This window comes from Paenibacillus sp. Negev47 (assembly GCF_058313655.1).
In genome coordinates this window covers 6,482,222-6,499,757 of the sequence record NZ_CM177754.1, presented here as the reverse complement: position 1 = coordinate 6,499,757, position 17,536 = coordinate 6,482,222, and the positions used below count along the sequence as shown (strand labels likewise).

Below are 17,536 nucleotides of genomic sequence, written 5' to 3'. Positions count from 1 at the left end.
CGTATTAAGTCATATCTGACATATTGACGAACACATGAAGGAGAAACGTTAACATGAGTGAAACACTGAAAAGAGAGCGGATTCCGGAGCTGAATCTGGTACGTGCCATGGCGATTATCGGCGTACTGAGTGTGCATTCCACTTCTTACGCGACGGTGGACATGACCGGTTCGGGCTATTACTGGCTGTACAACTTTATTAATATCTTTATGAAATATGGTACGCCTACCTTTATTTTTATGAGCAGTTTCGTACTGTTCTATAACTATTATTCCCGTCCGCTGGACAAGAAACTCGTAAGTAACTTTTACAAGAAAAGATTTGTGTATATTTTGCTTCCATATTTCCTGTTCTCATTGATGTATTTTGTTATCCTGCATTTCACACATTACCAGGGCCGACCGTTCGGTGAATCCACAGTAAGTTTCATTACGAAATTGTTTACGGGTAAGGCCTATACACATCTGTACTTTGTGTTTATTAACATGCAATTCTATCTGTTATTCCCATTGGTGTTATGGCTGCTCAAGAAGTATCCTTCCGTGGTGAAATGGTCTGTACCCATTGGGTTATTGATTCAATGGGCATTCATCGTAAGTAATAAATATGGGTTCCAGGTACCCAATAAGGGAAGCTGGGCATTCTCGTACTTTTCCTATTTCATGCTTGGGGCATTTATCGGGGTGTACTTTCCTAAAATCAAGCAATGGTTCGTTATCAGTCGGGCTAATGCAACCAAAGGGCGCGTAGCTTCATGGATTCTGCTCTGGGCGGTGTGGATCATTGCCGGACTGGGCCATGTGTACATCTATTATCAGCTGCGTTTGAAGATTGCAACGTATAACACACTGTGGTATGAATTCTTCTGGAATGTGCATACCTTCGCTTGTGCGCTGGTACTCATCCAGATCTCTTATCTGCTATACCGCAAAGGGCCGTCGCTAATCGTTAAACCGCTGAACCGTCTTGGGGCACTGTCTTTTGGAATCTATCTGATCCATCCATTCTTCCTGCTGGTGTATCGGAATTATCCACCGCAAACAGGAGTGTCGTGGTTAGTGCATCTGTGGTATGCCGGAGGATTCGGTGTAGCTCTGATCGCTTCGTGGATCGTCGTTGGATTGACGGCAAGGTTCGTTCCATATGCATGGGTGATCTTTGGCAATCTGCCAAAACCGAAACCACGTCTGGCGCCACAACAGAACTCGGGGCAATTGGATGTTCGTTAAGATACACTGCCAATACAGGAATAATAAACCGTTTCTTGGTCGACCTTAGGGGAGAGCAGGAAACGGTTTTTTTTGGTCTATTCATATGAGTGTGATGTGGGGAACGGGTGTTTCTTTATCATGTACGAGGGGTAATCATAAGTCGGAACGGAACTTCGAAGAACAGGATTAAGGTGAGAAAAATGACAACATGCGATAAATGCGGGAGACCGATGCAAGATATATTGGAATATGTGGAACACATTCTTCACGAATGCAGTGAACAGACACAGGAGTACAATTCGAAAGATTATCAGGCCTATGGCCATGACGGTGTTCACGAGCAGATGTGATACAATAGAAAGAAACCGGATTCATTCGGAACCGAGGTGACAACATGGAGACGGGGCCAGCCCCTTTCCGGCAAGGAAAGACGGAACAAGAAGCGCGATTGACCAAGACATGCATGTATTGCGGACAACAGCGGTCGATGTCCGAATTCCGGCGCAGAACCGGAAAGCGGGCAGGCCCCGGAGCCAGACGGGGAGCCTGTCGCAGCTGTCGTCAGCTCGGTGGACAGGCTGATCACGATACCGGTTCAAGCGTGAGCGAACAAACGAATGAACGGATCGGGCGTCAACGGGATGGCTTGGAGACCCGTGAGGTTACTGACCGGCCGTCTGCCTCAGCGAAGAATGAACGAGAGCGGACTGTTTATGTGAAGCAGAGATCTGCTGCCATGACTGAGCCGGAGGGACGTCTGGACTCACTGCCCTTGGCTGAGTCATCTTCTGCAGAGGATGAACATCCCGCACATGCTGACTTGGTGATTTCTTCAGGTATTTCTTCCTCGGGCAACCGGAAGAAGAGGAGAAGACGCCGGAAGAGCAAACGTGCAGAGATTCTCACGGGCAATGAGCAAGCAGAGACGAGCTTAGAGCGTGATGGCTCGGCAGGTCAGTTGGGAGCTGAGCCACAGCCACGTGAGCGCTGGCGTGGGGAAGAAGGGCATTCGCAGGGCCATGCTGCTGCGAATGATAAGGGCATTGCACAGCGGGCTGGCGCGCGAGCTGCCGCTGCAGACCAGGCCGCCGAGCAGACCGCGGCGGCCCAAGCTCTGCTGCCGGCTGAGCCGCAAGGCCCGGCAGCAGAGCCCATGGCTGCGGATCAACAGACCGCAGCCAAACGCAAGCGCAAGCGGCGCCGCAAGCGTGCTGCCGCGCTCACGCCCGGCGCAGGGCAGGCCCGCAGCGTAGCTGCTGAGGCCCATGCGCCGGCCCTGAGCGACCGTGGCGATGCCACCACGGTCGCTGCACCTACGGCGGCGGAGGCACAGCCTGCCGCCACCGGGCGCGAGCCCGGGCAAGCGCCGGGGGCTGCTGCGGAGGCAGGGCCTCCTGCGCCCGTGCGCCAGCCTGGCTCGCCAGGGTCCAAGCCGCGCCAGGCGCGCAAGGAGCGTGCGCCCAAGGCGAACGGCGAAGACGCTACCCGCGGTACATCAGGGCAGCGCCCCGCGCATTCCAGCCGCAGTCACGCAGCTGGAATGGACGGCCGTCCCCGCCGTCAGACTCCGGCGACCCCGGTGGCCATCGACCCGGAAGATCCGGCTTCGCTCCGGACCAACCGACAAGGTATGGTACGGATGCGAGGCAAGACGGACAAGGGCAGGCGTTGGCATCAGGAAGTGGACATGGAGCTTGCGGTCACGCTGGTCAAGGAAAAAGCTGCTGTGGTGGTCAATCGGTACACGATTCGTCGATTGTTCAGCAATAAGGATTTCAAGCGGTATATTTTGACCCGGGATCACTACACCTGTTACTTCTGTGGATCGTATGGAGATACGATTGACCATCTGCTGCCGCGTGCCAAAGGTGGACATACCACCCCGCTCAACTGTGTCTGCGCCTGCAATCTGTGCAACCAGTCCAAAGCAGCGATGGATGCCGAAGAGTTCATGCGTTCAGGCATTCCGGAATGGAATGCAGCACATCAGGCAGAATTGATTGAACTCGCAATGCAGGAAGCACAGCTGGAATAAACGGATACGATACCCCCAACATAGTGTGAATAGGGGTTCTCATAATAAGAGCACACCAAGACCGAAGAGGTCGAGGTGTGCTTTTTTGATTTTGGTGGGAAGTAAGTTCGTTGGTGCAATAATTTCTTCAAATTGACAACGGTGTTCATCGAAGATGTACGTTATACTGGGAGGACGTTAGTTAGGATGTGTCTCAGCATTTGTTTGAATGATGAAGTTGCATGTGGAATAACCAAACTAGAAAGTAGACTGTATAGATTGGATGGATGCAGATGACCCCAGCGGCATTGGACATTATGTCATATATCACGGAAGAAAATATTCGTTTCTGGCTGGAGAAGTTTCGCTCTTTGGGCCCGTTACCGGGAATTTTGCTTACGTTTATGAAATCATTTGTGCCGCCACTGCCAACGCTATTAATTGTGGGCGTGAACGGTGCGGTATACGGTCTGTGGGCAGGGTTTTTATATTCATGGATCGGCATGGTTCTCGGTTGTACCGTTACATTTCTGATTGTACGGGAGATCGGGAAATCCGCTTTTGTGGAACGATGGGCACGTAAACCCCGTGTGCAGCGCAGCATGGTATGGATTCGGAGGAACGCGTTCGGTTATGTCTTTCTGCTGAGCATCTTCCCGGTAGGTCCGTTTGTCATTATTAATGTGGCGGCAGGTATCGCACGAATGCGGTTATTATCCTTCCTGCTGGCAGTGGGCTGTGGCAAAGCGATCATGATCTTCTCTGTTACGTATATTGGTTCCAATGTGGAACAATTTCTGGAGCACCCTATACGCTGGGTAGGCGTATTGCTGTTCATAGCCGTATCCCTGTGGGCAAGCCGCAAATTGGAGCGACACTTTACCCGGTCGTCGTCAGATGGTGAAGACCTACATGATCTGAATCAACCCTCTGGAAAATCGATTTCCTCTTAATCAAAGAAGTTATGGGTGTAGATATATAATTTTTTGCAACATTGACGCTAGCTCGAGGAGGTCAGCATGATTGACGATATCTATGCATTCAGCCGAATGTTAAATCGTTTGAATGAAAATGAACTTCGTTCACTATTACGTGTGCTCTATATGCAATCAGCACTCGTGGTCAAGCAGCAGGAAGAGCAAGGCGAAATAGTAGATTTTGCGGAAACAATACAGTCCCTGTTTCGGGATATGGATACCTCTTTTGATCTGGGGCGGCTGGAGCAACAGGCTTTGGCCGAGGCTGACAAGCCAAATGAAATTCATATTACGTTTGGAGATTCACCTCTAGGTAGTCTGAAAGTGGGCTTGAGTACATTACCTGATCGGGAAAAACGGAGTTTTTTCTCCATGGATGATGATTATGCGGTGGGGCCGTTAGGTGATCTGACCCTTCGTACAGATTTGCAGCGCAGGCATCTCTGGCTGACCGAACGATTGTGTCTCAATGAACGTGAGGCATATGCCATGCATGAACTGGAATCATTATTTGAGCTAAACGCCACCATACAGTCCATTGATTCTCAGACGTCGATTATTATCTGGTATACGAACAATGCTCATGAAAAGACCGGGCTACTTTTCGCCATGCATTTATTGCGTAGCAGTGAGAGTCCCATATATCTTATCGAGACGAGTGGACTATATCAGCAATTATTCAATCGTCCTGACGTTCAATACGATGTGCTCCATACAGGCGAGATTCTTCCGGAGAAGCTTCTGGCGATGTGGCAGGTCTGCTCAGGGCAAGAGCCGCTGTCGAAGCAGGAGCGCCGCCAACTGGAACAAGAGTGGCTGGAACTTTCGGCACAGCCTGGGCAGTTACGTATGATGGAGGATGGCGAGATTCGTAGTCTGCCTGAAGATGCATTGGATGAGTACATTATGAAGAAGGTGAGAGAACTGACACCCAACTGGGAGCCAGGCAAGTATATCCGAGCAGCTCGTATTGTGGGTGAAGTGATTGGTACGAGTAGTCAACACATAAGTGCTTCGTTCGTGGAGTATCGATTGCGACAACTGGTGCTACAAGGCCAACTGGAGATGGATGGAAAGCCGCTTGCGATAAGGTACTACAGCGTCCGACTTGCTGATTGCTAAAAGGGACTAAGATTGATGGCCACATGATAGTAAGAAAGAGCGACGAGATCGAAGATGTAATAATAAGACGGAAGAAATGGACATTTTCTCTTGTATAACAGGTTGGATATTATGCAATGTGTCTAAGGTTCCAGCAGCCAAGCTTCCCTAATTAAAATAGACTGTTCTCCGGTATAGTGCTCCTACTTGTCCGGGGAACAGTCTATTTGTTTCTGTTGATTAATGGACCGACTTCTCCTGTGTATTGTTCAATAACATGCTTCTTTATTATTTTCATTTCTGTTATGATTTCTTCCCATTCCAGAGTTCCATTAGTGGCCCATCTTGTCCATAGACCGGATCAGTATGCGGGATTGGAACCTCTTGAATCTCCTGAAGCGCTTTGTGTCGCTCGCCTTCCTTACCTGTTCGTGTGTTGTAACTCATGCCGCCCGGATAGGCACCGGCAATACGAAAGTCGGCGCTAGACTCCAGACGTTTATGTCCTGTTCCAGCAGGAAGTACAACAACGTCGCCTGTTTGAAGGTATACCTTCTGTCCGTTTTCCCCGCCTAGAATCAGCTTTACGAATCCACTCACCACAGCAAGAGTCTCATGAGCATTACTATGATAATGATGATAATTGAACACACCATTCAACCAGCTGTTTCCCCACCCATTACGGTTCAGCAACGATTCTGCATGAAGAGCCTCTTCTGCCCATACATTCTTATACAAAAGCACAGGCAGGGTCGGATGATTGGGAATTACACCATTATCCTGAAGGAATAACGTCTCTATGTTCTTTTTTCGTTCATTCATCTCATATCACCTCATGATAAATTACCCGATATCCTCAAGGACGAACAAAAAACAATTGTAAAATGATACAAAATGTATCATTTTAAGGTTATACTCAGTACATAAACTCTCTTCAATGCACTCGTTGTATAAATCGCAAGGGGGAATCGTGTGTGAACATTGTGATTACAGGGGCTTCTGGATTTTTGGGATTTAATCTTTCACAGTATTTGGCGCAAAAGGGGCATCGAATTACCCTTTTGGATCGGGATGACTATTGTCAGAGGCTTGTTCATATCTCTCCTCTGCATGAGATGCCTTTCATCTGTTGTGACCTTGCATCAGATCAGATTCATCTGCCTGCAGGGACTGATTACATTATTCATCTGGCTGCCATGCCACATGTGGATTATTCGTATCATCAGCCTGGGGAAGTCTTCCGCAATAATACACTCAGCACACAGGCTATCCTGCAATATGCTACGGAACATCACATTTCAGTCTTACTGGCCTCATCCGTTGAAGTGTATGGCGGCGATTGGGGCAGAGTCTATCACGAATCGGATCCGTATGCACCCGTCTCTCCTTATTCCGCGTCCAAAGTCGCCTGTGAAATGCTGGCTCACTCATACGCGCAATGTTACCAGCTTCCAGTCAAACTCTTCCGTTTGACCAACCTCTATGGTCCATGGCAATTGCCAGACCGTGTTATTCCCCGAAACTTCGGTCGGATGCTGGATGGACTGCCTTTGGATATCCAGGGATCGGCAGTGCGCGATTTTTTGTATGTGGATGATGCGCTCCGGGCTATTGAACAGATTATGCTGAACGGCAAAGACGGACAAGTTTATAACATCTCAACTGGGATTGGGACAACCATGCAGGAAATTGGGGAATTGTTGAAACCGATGGATCGATCCGTAGCTGCTGTAGAGATCCGGGAGCAGGAACCAACCCAGTCCAGAGGATCCAGTCTGGTCGTGCATTCAGGCAAGTTAAGAGCGGAATTGGGATGGCTACCGCAAATTAACCTGGAGCAGGGATTGGAAAGAACCTTCCGTTGGTACCAGGCACATCCTGAATGGGTGAGACAGTTCAGCCGTGAATATCATACAACAAGGGAAACGCGCAGTTTCATTATCGATATGGCAAGGTATGCAGTTCCAGCTGTATAAATTGCACAAAAAAAGCCAGGGAAGGGTGTATGGAGAAACACCTTCCTTGGCTTTTTTGCGCCTCCGTCACATATACGACGGATTCATCCGAACACGGACGGTTAAGCTATTTGACATCTATCTATTGCACGAATGATCGTGCTGTTGACCTTACATCCAAAAGATCTAGTGATCTTTTTTGACGTCGGCAATTTTATCCTGTACAGCACCTTTGGCTTTGTCTTTCTTACCCTCAGCCTGAAGGGATCTGTTGTTGGTTGCATTACCGATCTGATCCTTCACTTCGCCTTTGGCCTTGTTTACGCCTGCTTTGATTTTATCGCCAGTTGAATTACTCATATCGAACATCTCCTTCGTTGTCTGGTGTAGTCCTAATTAACCGGGATGCCAGCATTCTAAACAAAAGAGGATTGACCCATATTTTGCATTCGCGGCGCAAGAGGTTCATACTTGAAATAGAAAAGATGTCTCATTGATGGAATAAGGCTGTGCTCATCGCTGCATAATAACGACAGTGACCAATTTCGTTGCGCGAGATTATTGAATTTGGAAAACAATTCCTGTGAATATCGCTAAACTAATCCTTCCTTGTGTACATATCGCACATCTGGTCATATGTGATCTTGTCTTAATACCATATGTGGTAGGAATACGGATCTTGGACAGGAAGATCGGCAGCGTTAGCTTGCCTGCATGGGTTGACAAAAAAATCGATTTTGTTACAATGTTCACAATATCTTCACAAGTGTAAAAAATTTCTTTTTCATGTTCATGTGTAAGAGGTGTAATATAAGGGTATAGAGTTCGGTTTCGGCCTGCTTGTCGTTTTGTGCGTCAACACATGTTGTCCGCAATAGATCCAAGATACAATGCATGATATGGGAGTAGCCATGAGCTACGCTCATCCTATTGTGTGAAATTTGGTACATTTAGATGTATTCGATGTATTTTGTGGTTCGGCTCTGCTTGACAGGCATCATGAAAGTCGCGGACTTCTATCCCAAAGTAAAGGAGGACTTTCTCTTATGTCACAATCGCCTACTCAACAAGAGGTGCCAGTTACAGAAGGTGCCAACGTTTCCGAGCGCCAGTCCTTGGACGTTCTGGATCAACTGATGAAGCCTGAGGTACAGGAGTCTTTAACCGTTCTGGTGGAGAACCTGCCTAAATTGGCTGAAATGGTTACTGCTATGACGAAAGCTTATGACTTTGCACAAAGTGTAGCAACAGACAAAGTTCTGATCAGCGACACAATGAGCGCAATGGGCGAGTTCGCTAAGCCTGTTGTAGACAAAGCTAAAGGTGTAGCTTCTGCTGCCATCGAAGCCAATGATCGTGCGCAAACAGAGCAAACTTCAGTTGGCTTGTTCGCTATGCTGAAAATGCTCAAAGATCCAAACGTACAACAATCGCTTCGTTTTGCTCAATCTTTCCTGAGCATCCTGAACGAGCGTCAACAACAGAAACGTTAAGACTTAGAAGAACGGAGGATGGATATGTCGAAGCAAATTTTGATCTTGGGTGGAGGATACGGCGGTCTGTTGACTGCATTGACTGCGCGTCAATACTTGTCTCCGGAAGAAGCGACAATTACTGTCGTTAACCGTTACCCTACACACCAAATTATCACGGAACTGCACCGTCTTGCAGCGGGAAGCATTGCTGAGCAAGCAGTTGCTCTTCCACTCGAAAAATTGCTGCGTGGCAAAAACGTGAACTTGAAAATCGATACGGTGGATACAATCAAGCCGGACGAGAAGAAAGTTCTGATGACCAGCGGCTCCACATACTCTTACGATGCACTCGTCGTTGCCCTGGGCAGCGAAACGGCATTCTTCGGAATTCCGGGATTGCAAGAGTACAGCTTCACGCTCAAATCGGTTAGCGATGCAAACCGTATTCGTGCACACGTTGAAGCGCGTCTTGATGCTTACAAACAGTCCGGCAACAAAGCAGACGCTACGTTTGTTATTGGTGGCGGCGGTTTGACAGGTATTGAGCTTGTTGGCGAATTCGCTGACCTGCTTCCTGCAGTATGTCAAGAGAAAGGGATCGATTTCAAAGAAGTATCCCTGTACACGGTTGAAGCAGGCCCTTCCATCCTGGCAGGATTCCCGCCAGAGCTGGTTGAGCGTGCAAAATCGAGTCTTGAGAAACGTGGCGTTAACTTCATCGTTGGCGTAGCGATCACTGAGATGAAAGAAAACGAAGTTCTGCTGAAAGACGGCAGCTCCATCCCTACGAACACACTCGTATGGACAGGTGGCGTACAAGGCAACGCGGTTGTTGCTAACAGCGGAATTGAAGTGGATCGTGGCCGTGCGAAAGTTACGGAAGTTCTGCAATCTACTTCTCACAAAGACGTGTTTGTTGCTGGTGACAGCGCAGTGGTCTTCCCTAGCGAAGGCGCTCGCCCTTACCCTCCAACAGCACAATTGGCTTGGCAAATGGGTGAAACCATTGGTCACAACCTGGGCGTAATGTTCAAAGGTGGCGCAATGGAATCCTTCACACCAGTATTCTCCGGTACGCTGGGAAGTCTGGGTCGTAAAGATGCTGTCGGCATGATCGGTGGCAACCAGACTCGTCTGAAAGGTCTGCCTGCAACCATGATGAAAGAAGCAAGTAACATCCGTTACCTGGCTCACATTCACGGTTTGTTCGCACTGGCTTACTAATCTTCATGCTATTCAAGGGCGCCCTTTCGGGCGTCCTTTTTTGTTGTGAGGGTTAAAAGAATCACAGGTATGCAGAGGTGAAAAGGGACCAGCAGAAGTGGTCCGTGTGAGGTCACGTATAAAGTACCTAGGGGATATGGCATATTAATGGGACAACGGAAGAATTCACATTTCATAGATGTACTGAACGGGCATGAACATGAAGCCGGCGCTTAGAAGCGCCGGCTTTCGTTTAAATTATAGGATGAGCATCTAAAGGAACGGGGAGCAACAACAAGCAGCCCGTTCAACTGAGAGGAGACATGACGTATGAACGTTTTAGTTATAGGAGCAAATGGACAAATCGGCAAGTTTGTGGTGGAACAGCTTATACAGGAAGGCAAACATAAAGTAACGGCCATGATCCGCAAACCGGAACAGGCGGACGCACTGAAAGAACTCGGTGCCGATGTGGTGATCGGTGATCTGGAGGGTAGTGTTGAGGATTTGGCTGAGGCAATGAAGGATCATAATGCGATTGTGTTTACGGCGGGTTCTGGCGGATCTACCGGTCAGGACAAAACGCTGCTAATTGATCTCGATGGTGCGGTGAAGACGATGGAAGCCGCAGAGCAGCAAGGAATCTCCAGATATATTCTGGTCAGTGCGTATGGCGCAGATCAACGGGAGAAATGGTCCGAGTCCATCAAGCCATATTACGTAGCCAAACATTATGCGGATCGTGCACTGTTTGCAAGTGATCTGAATTACACCATTATTCGTCCTGGTGGTCTGGAGAATGAACCGGGCACAGGCAAGATTGCAGTTGGAACCGATCTGGAGCCGGGAAGCATCCCGCGTGCAGATGTAGCCCGCGTCATTGTGGCTGCTTTGCAGGAAGAGAAGACGTACCGGATGGCTTTTGATCTGATTGCCGGGGATCATCCCATAGAAGATGCCTTGGGCAAACTATAGATAGTGTTGTAAGATAACGGGAGAATGAAATGATGGGGATGAGGGGGAGCGCTGCATGAACGAAGCCGTGCTGATCATAGAGGATGAGCCCAAAATAGCACGTCTGCTTGAACTGGAATTACAGTATGAGGGATATCAGGTGGGCAAGGCAGGTAGTGGAACAGAAGGGTTGGAGAAGTATGCGGAAGGTCGGTGGGATCTGATTCTGCTTGATGTGATGCTGCCTGGTCTGAGTGGAATTGAAGTATTGCGCCGAGTTCGGGCCAAAGATGCTACAGTTCCGATCATTATGCTCACCGCCAAAGATTCCGTGGAAGATAAGGTGTCTGGTCTGGATCTCGGAGCCAATGACTACATCACCAAGCCGTTTCAGATTGAAGAATTACTAGCCAGAGTTCGGGCCGCATTACGGCTTAGTGCAGTCGCGTCCGTTACTTCTTCTGCTTCATCTACTACATCTAATGCAGGGAATGACTCATCTGGGTATAAGGATGAAGCTGAGGGTTGGTTAATGGCTGCCGGATTGAAACTGCATGAAGGAACGCGAGAGGTATTCCGAGATGGCGTGCCTATTGAGCTTACTCCGCGTGAGTTCGACCTGCTGGTGTACCTGCTTCAGAATCAACGTCAGGTGCTCAGTCGGGACCAGATTGTGCAGGCTGTGTGGGGATACGATTATTATGGAGATACCAATGTGGTGGATGTGTATATCCGTTATGTGCGCAAAAAGGTGGATAACGGATTCACACCGCCTTTAATACATACCGTACGTGGCGTAGGATACGTCCTGAAGGAACAGTTATGAGCCTGCGCAGTAAAATCTACGGATATTCATCTGTATTATTTGCCGTGCTGTTAATCGCGGTCAACCTGTCCGTCTATATCGTGTTTGAACGGATGTCGATTGATAACGAGGTTAATCGGGTGGAAGCGGAAGCGGAGTCCATTGTGAAAGGAGTGCGTCAGTCTGCCGACTCCATTCCGCCGGACGACTTGCTGCGGGCCTACGCGCCTGTGAACGGCATGCTTCGGATCGTCAATGAAGACGGCACCAGTTCCCCGGTGACGACAACAGCAGCTTCCGAACAGCTCAGCAAGCTGCCTTATAAGTATGAAAGTGAGAAGAAGTCAGAGTATACCCAAGTGGAACAGATCGGTTATGTATGGGTTTCAGTCCCGGTCATCTGGCCAGATGGCGAGGTGGTGAATGTGCAGGTCACCGAGAGCGTTGCAGAGACGGAGAATCGTCTGTCTGTACTACGAACCGTGCTTGTTGCGGTCACGATTATTGCCCTCATTCCAGCCATTATCTCCAGCCGGATTCTGGCGAACCGGATGACCAGACCGATTCAGCAGATGACACGCACAATGAGTGATATTCAGTCCAGCGGCCGATTCAAGCGTCTTCCATTGGAGGAAGGATCGAAGGATGAACTGAAAACGATGGGACAGACTTTCAACCGGATGATGGACCTGCTCGAATCCAACTTTGAACGGCAGGAGCGATTCGTCTCGGATGCATCCCATGAGCTCAAAACACCGTTGACCATTATTGAGAGTTATGCCAGTCTGCTGCAGCGGCGAGGGAAAGAGCGGCCCGAGGTATTTGATGAAGCGGTGGAAGCGATTCTGTCCGAATCTGTCCGCATGCGAGAGATGACCGAGCAACTGCTACTGCTCGCGAAGCAGCCAGAGCAGTGGAATGTGCAGTTGACGCGTGTGGATATCACGAGACTGGCAACAGACTCCACACGTGCGTTTCGCGAAGCCTATCACCGTGAAGTCCGGTGTGAAGATTCGGGTCCAATCTGGGCGATCAGCGATGAGAGTAAGCTGAAGCAGCTGTTGTTTATTTTGCTGGATAATGCCCGGAAGTATAGTGAAGAAGCGATTGAAGTCAGGCTGGAAGCCAAGGGACAAGAGTGCCGTATTCGGATCGTGGATACCGGAATTGGGATGCGGGAGGACGAGCTGGAGAAGGTATTTGACCGATTCTACCGGGCTGATCCGGCCAGAACACGTAGCGGAGGCGCAAGTGGTTCAGGTCTGGGGTTATCTCTCGCCAAAGAACTTGCAGGTGCAGTGGGAGCCCGAATCGAACTGACCAGCACCGAAGGTAAAGGCACCGAGGCTTCGATTATTTTGCCCCTATCGGTTCAGAACGGACCGCTCTCATGAAATTCTCATTCTTCTCTTATATACTGATAAGCATCAGATCAACTGGGGATGATAAGAGAGCGCATAGGGGGAAACGTGATGACAGAGCATGAGCAGCGACCACCGGAAATGAAACGGGAAGAACAAAGGAACAGCGGATGGGCAAAATCGCGGAGATCCATATGGTGGGGTGCAGGGCTTCTCGTTGTCCTGATTGTGGCAGCTGTTGCTTGGTGGAAGCCGTGGCAATCGACTGGTGCAGTGCTTACGGCAGATGCAGCAGCTCAATCCGTACTGGATCAATATCCAGGGGAGATTGTGAATTCTACGTTGAAGGATGGGACGTACATCATGCAGCTTCGCTCGGAGACCGGACTGTATGACGTGCAAGTGGATGCCGTTACAGCCACTGTGAACTCCATCAAACGACTGGAGTCCAATCCGCAAGCGGAAGAGAAGACGTTATGGAGCCGCGAGCAGATCAAGACGGCGCTGTTAAAACAACAAACGGATGACCAATTGGTCTCCCTTGAACTTGTGGAGCAAGAAGGCAGTCCGGTATACACCGCGGTAGTGAAGGCAAAGGATAACAGCCGTGAAGAACTCACGATTGATCCATATACCGGAGAGACGATATCCTCCAAAACAATAGCAGCACCGACAACTGAACCGGCGAAGGAAGATCCCAAGCCTCAGTTTCTGAGCGAAAAGCAAGCGAAGCAGAAGGCACTTGCCGAGGTCCCGGGAGAAGTGGACGACATCGAACTTCGTGGAACCAATAGTGGCAATCCGTATTACCTGGTTGAAATTGATCTGGAGGATGGCCGGGAGGCCATTGTGCAAGTGAATGCCATCTCGGGAGTGATTCGTTCCGTGACTTGGGATGAGGACGAGGATTAACACTTGTACAGGAATCCATTGAATATATAGTTTCACCTTGTTGAACAGATGATTCCTAATTTAGGGGTCATCTTTTTCATTTAGTTTAGATTACATGGATAATGAACATCTGTTAAATGAGCACTCTCCTCATTTTCTCATCAAATTCTAATCTAACTCTCGCTGATCTCTCATTCCTGCAGGTTATTCTATAAATGTAGACGAGAACGAAAACAACAAACGAGGAGATGAATGATGATGATGAACAAACATAAACTTTGGATTGGTAGCTTGTCGGCAGCGGTATTACTTGGTGGATCAGCCGTAGCGGCTAGCGGGAATGTGAACGGACAATCGGTGCAAACTACACCAACGTCAACGACACAATCCGTAACACAGAATCAGAACAGCACAGGCAAAATGCTGAATGCATCACAAGCGAAAGCGCTAGCGTTGAAAGCAGCCGATGGTAAAGTGGATGACGTGGATCTGGAGCGCAGAAACGGCCAAACGTTCTATGAAATTGAGATCGACAGAAAAGGAACCGATGATGTTGTCGTTCGTCTGGATGCCTACACAGGTAAAATCCTTGCAGTTGTGGATGATGAAGACTACGATGATGACGATGATTATCAAGGTACTGTAACAGGCAACACATCTAACACCTCTGCTTCCAAGCAGGTCAAATTGACGGCATCCCAAGCTTCAAACATTGCATTGAAGCAGGTGACAGGTGGTAAAGTAACCAAAGTCGAGCTGGATCATGATGATGGTCGCTATGTGTATGAGATCGAGCTGAGAACCGCTCAAGGTGAAGCGGATGTAGATATCGATGCCAATACAGGCAAAGTGTTTTCGTTCGACCAGGATTTTGACGACGAAGATTAAGCAATAAGGGCGAGTATACGCCGATAAAACATCATATCATGCACCTGCCCGCGATCAGCCACACACAGCCAGAGACAAGTTAAATTATGGAGGGCAGGGCAGGTATAGCAGAGGACGCTTCGGGGGAAGCGTCTTTTTGCTGTCTATGGAGAGAGCGGAGTATGAAATTGTACATGTTCCGCCAGATTGTTCACTATGCGAGCAGGGACGTGGCGCATACAATCAGAGTCAGGGAGGTGAAGCCCAGCTAGTCTTGCCAAGAATTCTAATGCTAAAATGCATCATCGATCGGAGGCAGATGAGACATATCGATTTAATTTTATGTAAGCGCTTCACTAAAAACATGGAGGTGCATTACGATATGGCTATGAACGATGGATGGTTAAAAAAGAATACACATTCACGTCGCTTTACCCGCCGCTTGCGTTATCTGTTTGCTGTGCTCTTGGCGCTTCAATCCATAGGCATGCTGCTTACACCCGGACCGAATGCGTCAGCTGCTCCGCTCAGTGTAACGAACGGGGTACAGTTCAAGGATACCAATGGCAATGTTGTTCATGCCCATGGGGGCGGGATGATCAAGACAAACGGGTATTATTACTGGTTTGGGGAGAACCGCAATGCGAATGGAACGTTCAAGGCCGTGTCCGTGTATCGTTCATCGGATCTGAAGAACTGGGAGTATCGCAATGATGTGCTCACCAGCAGCTCGGCAGCCGAGCTAAATATCTCCAACATCGAACGCCCGAAGGTCATCTACAACAGTGCTACCGGCAAATATGTGCTTTGGATGCACAAGGAGAATGGTCTGGATTATGGGGAGGCCCGAGTGGCCGTAGCTACTTCTAATACGGTTGATGGCAATTACACGTATGTGGGCAGTTACCGCCCGCTTGGCTATGACTCCAGAGATATGACGGTGTACAACGATAACGGAACTGCTTATCTAATCTCTGCGACCCGAGTGAATGCCGATCTGAATATATATAAGCTGACCCCGGATTTCCTGGGAGTGGAATCGCTTGTCACAACACTGTGGCCCGGACAATATCGTGAAGCGCCTGCTATGTTCAAAAAGGACGGTGTTTACTTCCTGATCACTTCGGGTGCGACTGGCTGGAATCCGAATCAGGCCAAATATGCCACAGCCTCCAGCATTACAGGTACATGGAGCGGTCTCAGCAACTTCGGTGACAGCACAACATATGGTTCCCAATCGACCTATGTTGTTCCGGTAGAAGGTTCACAGACCACATCCTATCTCTACCTGGGTGATCGCTGGGCGGGTGCCTGGAGCGGACCTGTACAGGATTCCAAGTATATCTGGCTGCCCCTCTCGTTCCCGAGCGCAACCAGTCTGGCGATGAGCTGGGCCAGCAGTATTACGATAGATACAGCAACAGGGACTGTGACTGGAGTGAGTACACCGGATGTATGGGACCCGAATGCGTCATATCAGCTGATTAGCCGTAAGAGTAACAAACTGCTAAATGTTATTGGTGGTTCCGCTGCTAATGGTGCGGATCTGGAGCAGCGATCAGATGGGGGGACGACAAGTCAACAATGGCAGATTACCGATGCGGGTGGCGGCTATGTCAAAATCATCAACCGTTCCAGCGGCAAACTGATTGGGGTGGAGAATGGTGCCACAACCGATGGGGCTGTCATTGAACAATGGAACGATGGTGGTTGGGCCAGCCAACAATGGCAGCCCGTCCATGTAGGTGGAGGGTATTATAAATTGAAGAACCGCAGTACCGGCAAAGTATTGGACATCTCCAGTCAATCCTTGGCAGATGGAGCAGCAGCCATCCAGTGGACCGATAATGGCGGCACGAATCAGCACTTCCAGATTGTTAAGATGCAATAATTAAACCCATTAATAAGACATGGATAAGACCCTCATCCCATTCATATGCGGATAAGGGTCTTATCGATGATGACCGCACTCGTTCACTTGCGTTCTCGGCGAATCCAGAACTGGAAGACATCACTTCTCAAATAATCATAGGAATACAGTACTTCCCGGTTCTGCTGGTCGTAATGCAATTGTTTCATAAGAAGAACCGGAGTCTCTTCCTGATGATTCTTCAATCTCTCAACATACTTGTCCTTGTTAGGAGGAACAACCAGTTCCGTGTCTGCTTTGGCAATATGGATACTACATTCTTTCTCCAGAAAATTGAACAAGGAACCCGAGAAGTCTGCACGTTCAAAAGCATCTCCTACCAAGTCCTTAGGCATAATATTAACGGAGTAGGTCACGGCTTCTCCATCTGCATATCGAATTCGCTCCACCTTCACAACCTGGGAACCCTCTTCGATGTTCAGCGCCTTCGCCCATTCCTCCATGCAATCTACCTCTCCGATCATTTCCTTGCTATCCGTTTCGGTCAATCCCGCCAACTTGATCATGGTTCCGATGCTCTGAAGAAACTCCAGCCGACTAGGGATACCGGGTAGTGGTTTGATCACAAAGGTGCCGACCCCATGCTTGACGAGCAGCTTGCCATCCTGCTCCAATAGCTTGATCGCTGAGCGCAGTGTCTCTCTGCTGACACTAAAATGTTTGGCGAGCTCATATTCGGAGGGCAGTTTCTCGCCTACATTCCATATTTTGTTTTCGATCATCATTTCCAATTCCTGCTTGATGTGCTGGTAACCACTCAATTATTCAGACCTCAATTCCTGTAAATTTTAT

General features: G+C 48.9%; 16 protein-coding genes. 13 read left to right on the top strand and 3 right to left on the bottom strand.

All coding sequences use genetic code 11. The features are described from left to right. The first annotated feature begins 53 nt into the window (after nt 1-53). The 4 genes from AC4G47_RS29150 to AC4G47_RS29135 all read left to right on the top strand — a co-directional run bounded on the left by AC4G47_RS29150 (nt 54) and on the right by AC4G47_RS29135 (nt 5,324). On the top strand, nt 54-1,229 hold the full coding sequence (locus AC4G47_RS29150; protein WP_491104005.1) for an acyltransferase: 1,176 nt from the start codon (nt 54-56) through the stop codon (nt 1,227-1,229). A 1,384-nt stretch (nt 1,230-2,613) separates the two neighbouring features. Then, nucleotides 2,614-3,246: an HNH endonuclease gene (locus AC4G47_RS29145; RefSeq protein ID WP_491104004.1), complete on the top strand. Its 633-nt coding sequence runs from the start codon at nt 2,614-2,616 to the stop codon at nt 3,244-3,246. Nucleotides 3,247-3,518: 272 nt separating this feature from the next. Beyond that, nucleotides 3,519-4,178 carry a TVP38/TMEM64 family protein gene (locus tag AC4G47_RS29140; RefSeq protein WP_458124549.1) on the top strand — a complete coding sequence of 220 codons (660 nt, stop codon included), beginning with the start codon at nt 3,519-3,521 and terminating at the stop codon, nt 4,176-4,178. Between the two features lie 66 nt (nt 4,179-4,244). Further along, nucleotides 4,245-5,324, top strand: a complete 1,080-nt coding sequence (locus AC4G47_RS29135; RefSeq protein WP_491104003.1) for a DUF1835 domain-containing protein — start codon at nt 4,245-4,247, stop codon at nt 5,322-5,324. Between the two features lie 282 nt (nt 5,325-5,606). Here AC4G47_RS29135 and AC4G47_RS29130 read toward each other — a convergent pair whose 3' ends face one another. After that, nucleotides 5,607-6,125 carry a cupin domain-containing protein gene (locus AC4G47_RS29130; RefSeq protein ID WP_491104002.1) on the bottom strand — a complete coding sequence of 173 codons (519 nt, stop codon included), beginning with the start codon at nt 6,123-6,125 and terminating at the stop codon, nt 5,607-5,609. Between the two features lie 152 nt (nt 6,126-6,277). Between AC4G47_RS29130 and AC4G47_RS29125 the strand changes: the two genes are divergently transcribed. Beyond that, nucleotides 6,278-7,279, top strand: a complete 1,002-nt coding sequence (locus AC4G47_RS29125; RefSeq protein ID WP_491104001.1) for an NAD-dependent epimerase/dehydratase family protein — start codon at nt 6,278-6,280, stop codon at nt 7,277-7,279. A gap of 165 nt (nt 7,280-7,444) precedes the next feature. Here AC4G47_RS29125 and AC4G47_RS29120 read toward each other — a convergent pair whose 3' ends face one another. Next, the gene (locus AC4G47_RS29120; RefSeq protein WP_433748699.1) at nt 7,445-7,618 is read right to left on the bottom strand and encodes a CsbD family protein; all 174 of its coding nucleotides are present in this window, start codon (nt 7,616-7,618) and stop codon (nt 7,445-7,447) included. A 686-nt stretch (nt 7,619-8,304) separates the two neighbouring features. Between AC4G47_RS29120 and AC4G47_RS29115 the strand changes: the two genes are divergently transcribed. From AC4G47_RS29115 to AC4G47_RS29080, 8 genes are all read left to right on the top strand, one after another. Continuing rightward, nucleotides 8,305-8,751 carry a DUF1641 domain-containing protein gene (locus AC4G47_RS29115; protein WP_124116740.1) on the top strand — a complete coding sequence of 149 codons (447 nt, stop codon included), beginning with the start codon at nt 8,305-8,307 and terminating at the stop codon, nt 8,749-8,751. 24 nt (nt 8,752-8,775) lie between these two features. After that, nucleotides 8,776-9,957, top strand: a complete 1,182-nt coding sequence (locus tag AC4G47_RS29110; RefSeq protein WP_036606574.1) for an NAD(P)/FAD-dependent oxidoreductase — start codon at nt 8,776-8,778, stop codon at nt 9,955-9,957. Nucleotides 9,958-10,266: 309 nt separating this feature from the next. Then, nucleotides 10,267-10,911 (top strand): SDR family oxidoreductase, encoded by a 645-nt coding sequence (locus tag AC4G47_RS29105; protein WP_491104000.1) that lies wholly within the window; start codon nt 10,267-10,269, stop codon nt 10,909-10,911. A 55-nt stretch (nt 10,912-10,966) separates the two neighbouring features. Further along, the gene (locus AC4G47_RS29100; RefSeq protein ID WP_491103998.1) at nt 10,967-11,716 is read left to right on the top strand and encodes a response regulator transcription factor; all 750 of its coding nucleotides are present in this window, start codon (nt 10,967-10,969) and stop codon (nt 11,714-11,716) included. Beyond that, nucleotides 11,713-13,089, top strand: a complete 1,377-nt coding sequence (locus tag AC4G47_RS29095; RefSeq protein WP_491103997.1) for a sensor histidine kinase — start codon at nt 11,713-11,715, stop codon at nt 13,087-13,089. Before AC4G47_RS29100 ends, AC4G47_RS29095 begins: the two co-directional genes overlap by 4 nt. Nucleotides 13,090-13,167: 78 nt before the next feature. After that, nucleotides 13,168-13,968: a PepSY domain-containing protein gene (locus tag AC4G47_RS29090; protein WP_491103996.1), complete on the top strand. Its 801-nt coding sequence runs from the start codon at nt 13,168-13,170 to the stop codon at nt 13,966-13,968. A 237-nt stretch (nt 13,969-14,205) separates the two neighbouring features. Further along, complete coding sequence (locus AC4G47_RS29085) at nt 14,206-14,835, top strand: PepSY domain-containing protein (protein ID WP_491103995.1); 630 nt, start codon at nt 14,206-14,208, stop codon at nt 14,833-14,835. A gap of 361 nt (nt 14,836-15,196) precedes the next feature. After that, nucleotides 15,197-16,705, top strand: coding sequence for an RICIN domain-containing protein (locus AC4G47_RS29080; protein WP_491103994.1), 1,509 nt, complete (start codon nt 15,197-15,199; stop codon nt 16,703-16,705). Between the two features lie 83 nt (nt 16,706-16,788). On the opposite strand, the gene AC4G47_RS29075 is transcribed toward AC4G47_RS29080, so the two are convergent. Beyond that, nucleotides 16,789-17,505: a GntR family transcriptional regulator gene (locus AC4G47_RS29075; RefSeq protein ID WP_491103993.1), complete on the bottom strand. Its 717-nt coding sequence runs from the start codon at nt 17,503-17,505 to the stop codon at nt 16,789-16,791. Nucleotides 17,506-17,536 lie beyond the last annotated feature (31 nt).